At 57.3% G+C, this 13,667-nt stretch carries 10 protein-coding genes and 1 pseudogene; 7 read left to right on the forward strand and 4 right to left on the reverse strand.

The window, feature by feature from the left end; all coding sequences use genetic code 11:
• Positions 1-34: 34 nt before the first annotated feature.
• From FJW03_RS15915 to FJW03_RS15930, 4 genes and pseudogenes are all read left to right on the forward strand, one after another.
• Positions 35-225, forward strand: a pseudogene (locus FJW03_RS15915) (transposase); the annotation flags it as partial.
• A gap of 649 nt (positions 226-874) precedes the next feature.
• Entirely contained in the window at positions 875-2,032 is a 1,158-nt protein-coding gene (locus FJW03_RS15920; protein ID WP_226890368.1) for a glycosyltransferase, read from the forward strand.
• A 358-nt stretch (positions 2,033-2,390) separates the two neighbouring features.
• Complete coding sequence (locus tag FJW03_RS15925; protein WP_140764153.1) at positions 2,391-3,749, forward strand: polysaccharide pyruvyl transferase family protein; 1,359 nt, start codon at positions 2,391-2,393, stop codon at positions 3,747-3,749.
• On the forward strand, positions 3,742-4,725 hold the full coding sequence (locus FJW03_RS15930; protein WP_140764156.1) for a glycosyltransferase family 2 protein: 984 nt from the start codon (positions 3,742-3,744) through the stop codon (positions 4,723-4,725). The genes FJW03_RS15925 and FJW03_RS15930 overlap by 8 nt, the downstream gene beginning before the upstream one ends.
• A gap of 45 nt (positions 4,726-4,770) precedes the next feature.
• Here the strand turns inward: FJW03_RS15930 and FJW03_RS15935 are convergent, their stop codons facing one another.
• From FJW03_RS15935 to FJW03_RS15950, 4 genes are all read right to left on the reverse strand, one after another.
• Positions 4,771-5,880 (reverse strand): glycosyltransferase family 2 protein, encoded by a 1,110-nt coding sequence (locus FJW03_RS15935; protein WP_140764159.1) that lies wholly within the window; start codon positions 5,878-5,880, stop codon positions 4,771-4,773.
• Positions 5,877-7,397 carry an oligosaccharide flippase family protein gene (locus FJW03_RS15940; protein ID WP_140764162.1) on the reverse strand — a complete coding sequence of 507 codons (1,521 nt, stop codon included), beginning with the start codon at positions 7,395-7,397 and terminating at the stop codon, positions 5,877-5,879. The genes FJW03_RS15935 and FJW03_RS15940 overlap by 4 nt, the downstream gene beginning before the upstream one ends.
• 51 nt (positions 7,398-7,448) lie before the next feature.
• On the reverse strand, positions 7,449-8,492 hold the full coding sequence (locus FJW03_RS15945) for a GNAT family N-acetyltransferase (RefSeq protein WP_140764165.1): 1,044 nt from the start codon (positions 8,490-8,492) through the stop codon (positions 7,449-7,451).
• A 178-nt stretch (positions 8,493-8,670) separates the two neighbouring features.
• A complete protein-coding gene (locus FJW03_RS15950; protein WP_140764168.1) occupies positions 8,671-10,113 on the reverse strand; it encodes a hypothetical protein in 1,443 nt (480 codons plus the stop codon).
• Positions 10,114-10,492: 379 nt separating this feature from the next.
• On the opposite strand from FJW03_RS15950, the gene FJW03_RS15955 reads away from it, so the two are divergent.
• The 3 genes from FJW03_RS15955 to FJW03_RS15965 all read left to right on the forward strand — a co-directional run bounded on the left by FJW03_RS15955 (position 10,493) and on the right by FJW03_RS15965 (position 13,636).
• The gene (locus FJW03_RS15955) at positions 10,493-10,708 is read left to right on the forward strand and encodes a hypothetical protein (protein WP_140764170.1); all 216 of its coding nucleotides are present in this window, start codon (positions 10,493-10,495) and stop codon (positions 10,706-10,708) included.
• Positions 10,709-11,303: 595 nt separating this feature from the next.
• Positions 11,304-12,062, forward strand: coding sequence for a response regulator transcription factor (locus tag FJW03_RS15960; protein WP_140764173.1), 759 nt, complete (start codon positions 11,304-11,306; stop codon positions 12,060-12,062).
• 215 nt (positions 12,063-12,277) lie between these two features.
• Positions 12,278-13,636, forward strand: coding sequence for a glutamate-1-semialdehyde 2,1-aminomutase (locus FJW03_RS15965; RefSeq protein WP_140764176.1), 1,359 nt, complete (start codon positions 12,278-12,280; stop codon positions 13,634-13,636).
• Positions 13,637-13,667 lie beyond the last annotated feature (31 nt).

The following is a 13,667-nucleotide window of genomic DNA, read 5'->3' on the forward strand; positions in this document are numbered from 1 at the left end:
GCTTGACGTCGATTCTGTCCGCTTTCGGGACCTAGCAAACCAATCTCCAAGGCCGACCGGCAGGTCTCCTCTTCCAGTCGACACCGAGATGTACAAATGGCGCCATCAGATCGAGAACTTCTTTGCAAACTCAAAGAGTTCAACCGCATTGCCATGCGCGCCGACAAAACCGACCAGAGGTTCGCCGCCATCATCCATCCCGCCGCCGCCGTCATTAACTCGCGACGATTCTCAACAAGCCTTAGCCGGCGCAGCTCGCGTTGCGGCATTCTAAACAGACATGGCTAGCAGGTTTTCTATTGGTCGAGTTCAATAAATGCCGGACTCGGTTCATATACGGAACAATGAACTCATCGATCTGCAAAAGAACAGTTTTCCGATGCGCTCGACATGAACTCAAGCCGGCTCGAGCTCCGCAAATTCCGCGAGCGGGGCGTCCACTCCAAATCAATGCTGCGTGCCGGCACGGGCGATCCCTCCGATCCGGTCGAACGCCTCGTAGAAGACCTGACGGAGACGCCGGTCGAGGGGTTCGGTCCGTCCCGACGTTGCAGCCGTCGCTGTCCTGACGGCTTGGGCATCCAGGCGGAGCCCGGCTGACGCGACTGATACAGCCCCGCCTAAATCAGGCGAGAAGCAGCATTCTTGCTGCGAGAGAATTGTGACAAGGATGCTCAAGTCTGACCACCTGGGGCAATTGAAACATCCGATATGCTTATAGCCCTCCTGCCCTTTTTGCCGAGCCACTCTACCCCACGCGTTCCGTTGACAAAGGGCAACCGGACGATAGGCTTTTTGCAGGGTGATTTCCGATCCTGCACTCATACTGGATGGAAGCCGCGGACGGTTGGCACACCAAAATGGGGACGTTTTTTTGCTGCATATCGAGAAGCGGCAAGGCCTTGGGGGGCCGGCAAGTGGGGGATCGGCTCGTTCAGAGCCGCTCGCGGCTGCAGCCATTGGCCGTCCACTTTTTGAAAACTCTCTATCAATATTGAACCGGACTGGAGCTTGGCACATTGCCAAGGACCTTTGCCAGGAGTTCGTTCCGGAACACGCACAGGTCCAATATTGGCGATTTGGTGCGAGAGCTCCCGAAGGCTTGGCCCGCAAAATCGCGGCCAGGCTGATGATGCTGGAAATCAGCTGGCTAAAGGACAGCCGACACTGCTTGATCGGTGGCAAAGCCGCCGACCGCAACACTCGGGTCTTTCTCGATCCGCTCTTTGTGCTGAGATCAGAGTTGGCCGAAAAGGATATTGTCCTTTGCCATGATGTCGGCCCTTTGAGTCACAGCTTCCTCTATGATGCTGTGACTGTCGAGAATTATCGCGTTGCGTATGAAAAAATCCGTAGGCATAGGCCTGGGATTGTTTTCGTCAGCGATTGGTCGAAGGACAACTTCGTTTCAATCTACGGACTGGACTTCAGGTTCCTAACAACGATTCCATTGTACGTTCGCACAGGGCTGTTTGACGGCTCCCAGGAAGCCCTTGACGCTGTCGACGGCCCATTCTTTTTGACGGTTGGTGCCCTCGAAACGCGCAAGAACCAGATCGCCGCGCTTGAGGCATATCGGGACGGCCGGTTCTGGGAACAGGGTATCAAGTATGTGCTCTGCGGTCCGCGCGGCGAGGGCCGCGAAAAGATCATTGGTTTCGCGAAATCGGTACCAGGGGTGGTGATGCCGGGATATGTGCCGGACAGCCAGTTGCGCTGGCTTTACGCCCATGCCGAGGCATTCGTTCTACCGAGCCTCCTGGAAGGGTTCGGGATGCCCGCCTTGGAGGCGGCCTACATGGGCCTGCTATCAATCGTATCCCAAGAAAGCGCGTTGGTGGAAGCCGTCGAGGGTGTCTGCGCGGAGGTGCCACCAAAAGACCCCGTTGCGATCGGACAAGCGATGCGGCTTGCTCTCTCACGGAGTTCAGCCGAAAAGGCGCGGACCAGCCAAGAGCTGCGCGAAGTCGCTTTACGCGCCTCGAAGGAACGCTTTCTGCAGGGCTGGAGAAGCCTGCTGCTGGGACGATAGAAGCGCGTCCGCGACGCCTGGTTGCCGCATTTGCATACCCGCAGATAGGGCAGCGGCCAAAAGGGGTAGGCTGCGCGATATCAGAATGGGCAAATTGCCCGCTACCGAGCCAAGCCTCCATTATGGGACGACCTTCGCAAGAGCTACCTAGCCAGGGAGCATGTAATGTCTATCGGGCAGACGCCCGCCATACCGCAGCTGGCAAATTGTCGGGCTGGCGCTTCAAGCACGGATTGCGCGGTTGCCTCCGCGATGAATTTGGCGGCCGATCCCAGGGGTCTCGATGCTGGTTTACGAGTGGTCGGACCCCATGAACACCCTGAAGGCTTTAAAGTCTTTCTCACCAACGGAACTGTAGATGAAAACGGTCATTGATATCCGCAGCAACAACTCGAACGCGCCGCCCTTAACTCCCTCCGGAAACCAGCGGGCTCGGAATATAGCTTGGTCAGCCAAGGCGCCGACCGTCGCCCTCTTTGGCAATTTTGGAAGCAACAACTCGGGGAACGAAGGGTCGCTGCTGACAATGGTGGACTTCCTCCGCCGCGCGCGCCCTGAGGCCCGCCTTTTTTGTGTGTGCGCCCATCCGTCCGTGGTGCGGAGCACGCTTGGGATACCTGCCATCTCGATCCGGCGCACCAGCCGCTACTCCGAAATTTCGAACAAAGCTGTCAGGATTCCCGTCAGATTGATCGGAAAGATTCGAGACCTTGCACGAGCATTCCGCGAAATCCGGCAAGCTGACGTCATGATCGTTCCCGGTACCGGAATTCTAGACGACTTCGGCGATCCACCGCAGGGCATGCCGCTTGATGTCCTGATGTGGTGTTTGGCCGCCCGAATCTCGGGGACGAAAGTGGCGTTCGCGAGCGTCGGAGCCGGTCCGATTGACCATCCGGTCAGCCGATGGCTACTGGTCTTGGCCGCCAAGCTGGCGCACTATCGGTCGTACCGCGACACTCCGTCGAGGGTGTTTATGCAGAATGCCGGGTTGAATACGGCGAACGACGCCGTGTATCCCGATATCGTCTTCAAACTCGCCACACCGGCGGTGTTTGCTCGTAGGACCTCGGAAACCGGAGCCCTCACCGTTGGCGTCGGGGTGATGAAGTACAAGGGCTGGTACGGCTTTGCCAAGGGCGGCCAAGCCATATTCGATACCTATCTCGACAAGTTGGCGCAGTTTGTCATTTATCTCCTGGAAAGAGGTCATCGGGTCAAGCTGCTCACGGGGGAAACCACTGACATGGAGGCAGTGGATGCGCTCCTTTTAAGGCTGCGTTCGTCTGCCGCAGACCGCTTGCCGGAACGCGTTGGCACAGGATTGTCAGACTCGCTTCACAGCCTGATGGAGCAGATTTCCGAAACCGATATCGTCGTCGCCACACGCTTTCACAACATCGTTTGCGCGCTCAAGATGGAAAAGCCGGTCATCTCGCTTGGATACTCGGAAAAGAACGATGCGCTGTTGGCGGAAATGGGCTTGGGCGAGTATTGCCAGCACGTGAATGCTTTTGATGTTGATCTGCTGACGGCTCACTTCGAACGCGCCGTCGCCGCCAACCAGGAAATCAAAGGTCTCATTCGCGCGCGCAACCTCGCATTCAGCAAACTTTTGGACATGCAATACGAACGCCTGCTGTCCGAGGTCCTGCCGCCGGCGGCTGATGTAACGTCCCGGTTCGCGGAACCCGCTGCTGGAGGTCGCAATGCCTAGCCTCGACGTCGTCATTCCCTGCTACAATTATGCGAACCTCCTCCCGCAATGCGTTGGCAGCATACTCGCCCAAGATATCCTCGTTCGACATTTGGACGACCTGAGGATTGTCATCATAGACAATGCCTCTACCGACAATAGTGTCGAGGTCGCGAGAAAGCTCGCCGAAAGCGATCCGAGAATCCAGATCCTCTGCCACGAGAGAAACCTGGGCCCGCACGCCTCCTTCAATAAGGCGATCGATCTGGCGCAGGCGGATTACTTCATGATCCTTTGCGCGGACGACCTTGCGTCTGCACACGCCATTTCATCGGGCATTCAACTGCTGGAGCGCTTTCCCAAGGCCTCTTTCGTATTGGGGACTTACGTAGAGTTTTCTTCAGACGAGACGTTGCCGGAACCCCATTCTCGAGCTGCCGGCTACCGCCTGTCCCATGGCAACAACTTTATCGAGAGATGCTGCGCCGGCTTCGAGCCTGTGCCTGCGCACGCCATACTGGTTAGAACCTCGAAACAGAAGAACATAGGTCACTACCGCCCTTCATTGCCCTATATGGACGACCTGGAGATGGTGCTTCGAATGGCGACCACGGGAATGGTTGCCGAAATGGACTGTCCGTTGGCTATTCGGCGGATACATTCTTCCAGTAGCCTCTCGCAATCGCTGTGGGATCAAAAGTTGGCTCTTTTGAAAGAGCGGGAGGCTGCGTTCAGGTCTTTTTTTAGTAACGAGGGATCCAATATTCCGGACGCCAAGCGTCTCCACTGGATTCTCCGCCGAAAGCTGGCCGAAGTGGCATACTGGTCAGCGGTGTCGCACCTATTCAGGCGACGGCGGACCGAAGCCGCCAGCCTGTTCGAATACGGATATCGCCTGAACAGGATCTCCATGCTTGTGCCGCCTGTCGGATATCTGTTCAGGAAGCGGGGCGCCTTCAAGCGTATTGTGGCCGTGGTTTCACGGGCCTTCGCGTAACGCTCGCCGGTTCTGGCGAAACGCCTCCTCCACGGGATTCGACGCCTACCACACGCGCCATATGTTCTGGAGAATACCAAAGGAGGCTGATGCGGCCCTGTCTGAAAAAGAAAAGAACGCCAGCGCCCCTAGAACATATGCACGCCAGAAACGACGGTGCAAACAGGCTGCCTGTTTGAAATAGGAAACTGCCTCGCGACGCAAACCTGACCGCAATGAAGCGCATGCAATTTCATACGCATAGTACCGGCGCAACAGGGAGAGCTCCCGGTCGCCACGATTGGCGCTCCAGTGCAGTTGATCGAAATAATGCAAAAAGTTCACGCGCATGGCCTGGAAATTTGGCCCGGTCGCGAGGTGATCTTCCTTGGGCGCACGACCATCGAGGCCGAGTTCGTGCTTCCTCGCGGGAGGAACGGATATGAAATTCGTCTGAAAGTGGCGACAGAGCAATGCCTGGAAGGGGTAATCCTCCGCACTGCGCCGGGACGTATCGAAACTGCCGACAACCTCCAAGGCGTGGCGCGTCAGGACCGTGGCCGGGAGCCAGGCGAAATACCCCCATCGCGTCTGATGGAAAATATGTCCCTGATACAGTCGGGCCTCGGAGGCGTCCCGATCGGGCAGGTGTTCCGTTGCCCAAGGTCCAAGTTCGCGCCTCGATTGATAGACACGCATATAATCGTCGGTTTCTCCTGGCGGGAGATCCAGGGCGTTGGAGCCAATCATTCGTGCCTTGGACAAATGATGGTGGACGATGCGGTCCTTGACCATCTTGAGGTCCGTATCGTCAAGAAACTCGAAGATCACATAGTGTTCGTCCGGATGCGCTTTCAGGAAACTGATAGCCAGGCCGAGGAAGTGGGGAAGCCATTCGTCATCGGAATCCAGGAAGGCGATAAAACGGCCCTTGGCGGCAGCAAGCCCGGTGTTTCGTGCAGCGGCCACACCCTGATTTTTTTGTCTGATCAAACGGATACGCGAGTCTATCGTGAAATCGACCCGCGGCGTGGCATCCGTGGATCCATCGTCGACTACGATGAGTTCCCAGTCGCTGAACGTCTGGTTCAGTACGCTGCCTACGGCCCGCATGATCGTATCGGCCCGGTTGTATGTGGGCAGAATGATCGACACTTCCGGAGGCTGCGGATTCATTTCACCTCGCTCGGAAAGATGGCGGCTGTCCCGCTTTCCGCTGCGGTGAGGAGCGTCAAACCGCGCCGCCGACGGGCCCGCACAATCCTCTTGAAGAATGTGGCCACATGACCGAGTTCATGCATCGCTGGGTGCCTGAATAGCCAGATTGAAAATACCCAGCCGGCGCACGATAGGACGACGGCGGCGACCGCGGCGGCCAGACCGATCCGCGAGGGGTAGCAGGCTATAGCGATCACCGCGGGGCCGGCGGCACTGCCTATCGTCACCGCCGCGCTCTTCCAGAGGGCGAGCGCGAACTCTGCCCAGGTCATGCTTATGTGGCGTCGGACGAAAAGCAGCGACACCAGTGCCTGGAATGGAACCGTTGCGATCAGGGTGAGCACCATCCCAACCAAACCGAAGGGGGCCGCTATCAAAAGCGCAAGGGCGCAAACCGGCCAGATGATGAGCGAACGCAGAAAAGCGTCGCGGATGGCGCCTACCGCCATGAGGATGCAATAGTTCAATGAATAGCTAAACGAGAAAAAGGCCGCGATAGCCGCGATCCGCACGAGCGGCACGATCTCGAGCCACTGGTCCCCATAGAGAAAGGTCACGATCGGATGAGCCAAGATAGCAAGCACGCCGAGCGCCGGCCAGTGAACCCCTGTCGCATAGGCCAATGCGGTCAGATAGTGGGTTTTGAGATCGCCGCCATTCCGTGCTTCCGATGAAAATCCGGAAAAGGCAACGGAGACCGAACTCGCAAGAAAAATCTTGTCGGGCAGTTGGGCGACTGTCAGCGTCCGATTGAAAAGCCCTGCGGCATCGAACGAGAGAAACCGCCCCAGAACCAGATACGGGACCTGATCGTACATTCGGGCCAGTATAGCCATAAGCCCGTTGTATGACCCGAAGGCGATCACCACGCCCCAATTGCTGAACAGCGGCTTGAGAGCCCAGAACTCTCTGCGGAGCGAAAGCGCCAAGATGCCGCCGACAGTGGCCGAGACAAGCCAGGCGATCGCGAAGCTCATATAGCTGAACCCGAGCGCAATGAGCACGACGACGATGATTGCGCTAGAGACCGCAATCGCTATGTTCACCAAGGCAACCCGCCCGAACGCCATATCACGCCGCATGAGCGCCAATATCGGGGCGGCAACCACCTCGACAAGGATTGCTGCGGAGATCAACCGTAGATAGGGCACAAGGCCGCCCTCTCCGTAGACATGGGCGATCGACGGGGCAAACAGGAGCAACCCTGCCGAGATCAGCACCGTCAGCGCCATCATCACCGTAAATGCCGCCCGCACGTCCTCTCTCGAGAGGGTGGGCCTTTGAACGATAAACGCAGTGCTGGAAAACTCCCGCAGGGACAACGCAAGGCCGGCAATAGCCGACCCGGTCACAGAAATGCCTATCTCGGTCGGCGTCAGAAGCCTCGACACGACCATGGTCAGGCCGAAATTGACGGCGAGGCCGAAATATCGGTCGGCGGTGGTGTAAACGAGGGCTTTTCTGACAGAGTTCATTGTTTCACGGAGTTGGAATGTCGGACAAAAGAATAGCCACCTACGAGCGGGCTAAACGCTCCCCATTTCCCGGCCGGGCTGCTCCATGTGTCCGGCAGGGCGGCCCGCATGTGTCGCCCGGTGCAGCCTCCGCATTGCTCTGTCGAACTGATATCTCACAACGTTGCCACACACCCGCATCTCGTACTTACTCCCCTTGGTCGGAGCAAAGCGCCTTTTGTACGCGTGTCCGCCACCCAAATCGACTGCCTTGAGATTGAGTTTTCGAGCCACTTCGAATACAAGATAAAATATATATTTTCCTACTCCAAATTTGTCATAGTGGTGATTTCTAAATGGCACGCCATGAACGAGCTCATCGTCATGTATTATGCAGGTAATTCCACCAACTTTTCTATCTTCATCCATCAAAAGAATAGAAACAAGGCGGCCGTCATTTTCCATATACTCCGCCGCTGCCACGCGATCCGCAATCTCATCTCGGTCAACCCCCCAGGCCTCGCCCCACTCCTCGATGATCAACTCGGCCGCGCCTGGCTGATTAAGGCCGACAGAAAAACCACCGCATTTTCTACGCGCCGCCCGAATGGAGTATAATTCCCCCGTCTTTCGCCAATAGGCCTCGAAATCGTCTGCCGTATCCATCCCGAAACTCGGCTCGGACCAGAATCGGCGCACGGCGCCATGGCTCTGCGGCCCTTGCTCCGAACGCCAGAATCCGAGGTCGACCGTAACGCCCAAGCTCGCGACCGCGTCCAGAACCCGGCCTGGCTGCGACGGCAGGACAAAACCGGGAACGATGTAGTGCGTGACCGGCACCCAGCGCTCGTCCGGAGTCCGGCGGAGCGCCGCGATCGCGACAGGCGTGTTTTCCTCATGGACAAGCGCGATGCGTTTCCTGTGACCGATCGTATTGCTGGCAAGCAACCGGAACAGCCCGTGCGGGCAGGCATCGGACGCGGGCAGCCGTGAGAGCGCATCGTCCAGCCGTACGTTCCATTGGCCGAACCAAGTCACTTGCAGCCCTGTGCCCGCCACATGACGCGGCTGAGGTATCGGCGCGCTTCCTGTCGCTTCGAATTGCGCCTGATTCATACCACTCTCCGTAGCTACCCGCTCTAAAGTACGGGTGCGGGGGTGGCGTGCAAACTTCCCAAAAAGGCTGCGATATCCTCCAGATCGCCTGCGAAAGCAGTAGTTCAATTTTTCGCGATCGTTGGCGCACGGACGAGGCAAACATTCTCGGCACGACATCATCGGGCGCGCCGGCGGCCTAGGCGACGTCGATGGCGGGCATGGCCTTCGCCGCGTGATACCGACTGTGTCGCTCGAAACCCGCCGCCGTGCGTAAGGCACTGGCTCTTGTCGCGGAGACAACGGCGAGTGCGACGAAGAATAGGATACCAGGGTCGGCGCTACCACCTGACACCGAGTTGGCAATTATGCCGGCGAAGGCGGCGTTCCTGATGCTCATCACGACAGCAGCTGTCTCAGGCGCTACCCTTTGTTGCACACCGCCCAACCCCCTGGCCAGGACACCGAGCAGCATCGCCATCGTCAGCGATCCGGCGAAGCCAAGCTGGGACAGAACCGCGATCGGCCAGCTTGAGGCCCTCGAACTGCCGAAACCAACCCCAAGGCCGCTGGTGTCGATAAAGGACTGCAGGCTTTTGAGGTTCCAATAAGTGCGCTCATGTCCCGAGGCGGAATCAGCTTTGTTGATGATGGTGCTGTTAATAAGCCTGACGAAGGGATCTAGCGCGTCGGCTCGATAGAGGCAGAAGCCCATAATGGCGGCCGCGCCAATAGCCATGAGGACGGCTATCAAAATCTCCGCCCGCTCGACCTTTCCCCGAAGGACTGATGCCGACATCGAGAGGGCGACCGGAATACACAGCAGGGTGAGGCCAACATAGGCGGTCGAAGAAGTCGACAGAATGGTCAGAAAAAGCAGGATTCCTGACAGCCACTGAGCAAGAGGCGACTTGGTCCTCCTCCAGTACGTATAGCAAAAAGCCAGGCAAGCCAGGGAGGCGGCCGCGAACGACGAGGCCTCGGAGAAAGGTCCTGTAATGCGCGCGAAACCGGCCTCGTAAGCATCGCTTATTATCGCATAATTGGCGGTTCTGATCGGGGCGAGCACGTCGCCCACGCCTGCATTCTTGCCGACAAAATCGACTATTCCCATGGCGGCGTGCAGGCCGCACCACAAGAAGAATCCCCGGCGTATCTGGTCCAGCCGGTCAGCATGCAACAGCAGGGTGCAAAGCGCGATGGTGGTGAGCCCGCCGAGAATGAAATAGCCAGTTTGGGAAATGTTGCCCGAAACTGGGGCCAGCGAAGCCTCAACAACGGTCCCGCGGATTTTCGACTGGACAAAGACCGCAGTCTGCCCCGCGAAGAATCTTGGGAAAAGCCATGCTCCGATGATGGCATAAAACATCAGACTTGCGAGAATCCAGACCGGGCGGATGCTCCCGAACACGCTTCCAAGGTCAAACCAGATACGGCGTCTCGCGGCGACAGCTGCCACCAGCAGAGCCTCGAACATTGTGTAGATCAATGGCGAGGACCCGCCCAGAAAGGTTAGGGTCAAGACGGCCGTCGCTCCGAACGCCTGGGAAGCGATCAGTCCGACTATCAGCACCCCACGAGAATAGTATGCAATGGCCAGAACAGCCACGCACACCAGCAGACCCGGCACGGACACCTGCATTGCGGATCGAGCCTTTCGCTCGGTTGGTCCGGTGACGATTACGAAACACGCTTCTCAAGATGAATATTTCGACAGACGGATATCCGGGCAAGAGGCCCAAACGACGTAGTCCCGCATTCCACACTATGTCTGACACATCCCAGATGCTTCGATATGTGGGCCTTTTCGCATTCCGGCCTACCCCTTCCTGCAAACGGCTAGCCCTTATTTCGCGAGGGCCCACCAAAGAACGCCTCGACCGCGAGAAATGTCACTCTTATACACAGATCGCGGGGTGTCTCGGCTTTCAATCGCGAAACGGCGTGTTAATTGTGGACTGGCGGGGGCTCTGGGCAACGGGCGGGTTCTCCAGAGTTTCAGCATGAGGAGGAGAAGCGGTATGACCAGCCAGGTTGTAGGCGCATTTGGACCCAAGCAGGTCAAGCAGCTGAAGGAAATTTACGAGCGTGCGCGGGCAGTGACGGCCCAGTACCCCGAAACCCACGTTGCCAACAAAGCTGCCAAGAAGTTGCTCGACGCCTTCGAAACTGTGATGCATAGCGGTGAGAGCGACGGGCAGTGGCTAAACGAGACTGCCCCCCACGGAAACGCCTGAGGTTCAAGCGCAATCCATTTGGGGTTTGTCAGCGTCCGTTCGCCTATCAGCCATGCTGGAAGGCGGCTTTTGTTTGTTATCCTGACTGCGCTCACAAACCACTAGGGGGAGCCGCCGGGGCGAGCGGTTCCCCCTACCCTGCTGCTTTCGGCAGACAGGCCGAGTACGCCCTGGGCAGACGTCAGACAAACCAAATGTTTGTCTTGAGTGACGTGCGTGTCGATGAAGCCTTTGGGGTAAGACGCCACAGAAGGACTCTTGGGCCCAGATATCGCCTGTCGGATGAACATGACGGCTCCGACCATCGTCATTCGCCTGCCGGACGCGTGATCCCAGCCCGAGCCAATCAGCGCGGCTTCTGCTGCAGAATTAAATAATTACCAAAAAATTAACTTAGATTAGCGACCGCTTGTAAAGCATAAACTACTCAATTCTGAGTTGGCGTAGGGGAAAACGCGAACGCTCAAGACAGGAGACACCCTGATTGGGCCTTCGCGATGGGCTGGGCGGAAAGCTTTCAAGAAATTAGAAAATTGAGGGAGTCGTGTCGGCCGCATCGGCGGTCTTGTGTGGCAAAAGGGTTGGGGTAACTACAATGGGCACCACAGTTGGACTGCATAATGCTGCTTCGACAAATCAACCAGAAATTTTGTCGAGCAGTACTAGAAGAGAAAACCAACAGGCAGATAGACAATGCCTCCTTATTCTGGACGGAAGGGCCTTGGACCGGGAATGTCTGGCATCAGCCCTTGAGGATCACGATCTTGGCATGGCCGTTGCCGCCATGGGCACCATCGAGGAATGGCGCATAAAGAAGGATGCACACCCTCCTTTAACTGCCATTTTATTTAATGTTGGCGGACGCAAAGTTACCGATAGAAACATCGGAGATGAGATCAGGTTGATCTCATCAGAATTCAAGTATGTTCCGGTAATACTACTAGCTGACTCGGAAGAACTCGCACAGATACTGACAGCACTTGAATGCGGTGCTCGCGGATACATCCCAACCTCTGTCGGCATTGATGTCTGCGTCGAAGCTGTCAACCTTGCAGCGGCTGGCGGCATCTTCGTACCGGCCAGCAGTGTGCTGTCCATGCGGCATCTGATCGATTCAGGCAGCCGCGACACCCGTCCATTGACCACTATGTTCACGCACCGACAAGCTGAAGTGGCTCAGGCGCTTCGGCGCGGCAAGGCGAATAAAATCATAGCCTTCGAACTGAACTTGCGCGAAAGCACTGTGAAGGTTCACATCCGAAATATCATGAAGAAGCTGAAGGCGACCAACAGGACAGAGGTCGCTTACAAGGTCAACGACCTTTTCGGGGAAAGCGCTTCCGCGGCAGAGTGATCCTGGTTCAGACGGCCCGCCCTGGGGTTCACCTCGGCGGACCGTATTTTTCGTGGCTTCTTCACCATTTACCTTTTTTGTGGTTGGTCTCGCGTTCGAGATGAATGCTAGGATTAGCTTCTGATATCCGCCATAAGTGCTAACCTCCAGCCTTTTGGTGATCGCGAAATTCTGAACCAGACATGTACACTTTACGCGCTGCTGGAGTGTCACACATGTCTGAACAGAGCCTTTTTTTTCGCAAGTCCGTCCGGTTGCAAGATCGCGCGCGCCAACTGATCCCGGGTGGCTGCCACACCTACGCGAAGGGCGATGATCAGTATCCCATTCTCGCACCGGGCTTCATTGAGCGTGGTCTTGGATGCCATGTCTGGGACGTCGACGGCAACGAGTACATTGAATATGGCATGGGCAACCGTTCCGTCGGGTTGGGGCATGCCTACCCGACAGTGTTGAGAGCCGTGGAGGCGGCGCTACCCGGGGGTTCAAATTTCACGCGACCCGCAAGGATCGAAGTCGACTGCGCTGAGACGTTTGTGGAACATATCGGCGCGCAGATGGTCAAATTCTGCAAAGATGGCTCGCATGCCACTTCCGGCGCCGTGCGCCTTGCTCGCGCCTACACGGGCCGCGATCTTGTCGCCTGTTGCGCCGACCATCCATTCTTTTCGACCGACGACTGGTTCATTGGAACCACACCGATGGACGCGGGCATTCCGGAGGTGGTGCGAAATCTTACCGTCACCTTCCGCTACAACGATATCGCTAGCGTAAAAGATCTGTTCGACACATACCCGGGCAAGCTGGCCGCCTTTATCCTCGAGCCGTCCCGCGGAGACGATCCAGCAGACGGCTTCCTGCATGAAGTCCAGCGTCTTTGCAGGGAAAAAGGCGCGCTGCTCATCTTCGACGAAATGATTACCGGATTTCGGTGGCATGCAGCCGGAGCTCAGAAACTCTATGGCATCGAACCGGACCTTATGACGTTCGGCAAAGCGCTTGGGAATGGCTTCTCGGTCTCTGCCCTGGCAGGCAAGCGTGAATACATGCGGCTTGGTGGCTTGGAGCATACCGACCGACCAAGGGTGTTTCTGCTGTCGACCACGCACGGCGCGGAAACCCATGCGCTTGCGGCGGCTATCGCGACCATGCGAACGTACCAGACCGAGCCTGTCATCGAGCACCTGCACCTTCAGGGCACAAAGCTTAGGGATGGGATCACGGAAGCTGCCAGACGTCACGGCGTGGATGGCCACTTCAAGGTCGTCGGCCGCCCCTGCTGCTTGGCGTTTGCCACGCTCGATCGCGATGGCAAGCCGTCGCAGGCATATCGCTCCCTTTTCCTTCAAGAAACGATCAAACGCGGAGTGCTCATGCCGTCATTGGTCGTCAGCTATACTCACGACAATGCGGCGATCATGAAGACCATAGAAGCCGTCGACAGCGCATTGGCGGTGTATGCGCAGGCCCTGGAATCGGGAACGGACCGGCTCTTGATCGGGCGCCCGTCCCAGGTGGTCTTCCGTCGATTTAACGAAGGCAACGATGTGCGAATTTCAGCGGCGGCGAGCTAGTCTCTCATATTGCCTGCTAAGGTTGAAGGCA

It is taken from the genome of Mesorhizobium sp. B4-1-4 (assembly GCF_006439395.2).
Taxonomy (GTDB): domain Bacteria; phylum Pseudomonadota; class Alphaproteobacteria; order Rhizobiales; family Rhizobiaceae; genus Mesorhizobium.

Coding starts and splice junctions, on each gene's coding strand:
- FJW03_RS15925 (WP_140764153.1), top strand. CDS start 2,391: ATGAAAACGGTCATTGATATCCGCAGCAACAACTCGAACGCGCCGCCC.
- FJW03_RS15930 (WP_140764156.1), top strand. CDS start 3,742: ATGCCTAGCCTCGACGTCGTCATTCCCTGCTACAATTATGCGAACCTC.
- FJW03_RS15935 (WP_140764159.1), bottom strand. CDS start 5,880: ATGAATCCGCAGCCTCCGGAAGTGTCGATCATTCTGCCCACATACAAC.
- FJW03_RS15940 (WP_140764162.1), bottom strand. CDS start 7,397: ATGAACTCTGTCAGAAAAGCCCTCGTTTACACCACCGCCGACCGATAT.
- FJW03_RS15945 (WP_140764165.1), bottom strand. CDS start 8,492: ATGAATCAGGCGCAATTCGAAGCGACAGGAAGCGCGCCGATACCTCAG.
- FJW03_RS15950 (WP_140764168.1), bottom strand. CDS start 10,113: ATGCAGGTGTCCGTGCCGGGTCTGCTGGTGTGCGTGGCTGTTCTGGCC.
- FJW03_RS15955 (WP_140764170.1), top strand. CDS start 10,493: ATGACCAGCCAGGTTGTAGGCGCATTTGGACCCAAGCAGGTCAAGCAG.
- FJW03_RS15960 (WP_140764173.1), top strand. CDS start 11,304: ATGGGCACCACAGTTGGACTGCATAATGCTGCTTCGACAAATCAACCA.
- FJW03_RS15965 (WP_140764176.1), top strand. CDS start 12,278: ATGTCTGAACAGAGCCTTTTTTTTCGCAAGTCCGTCCGGTTGCAAGAT.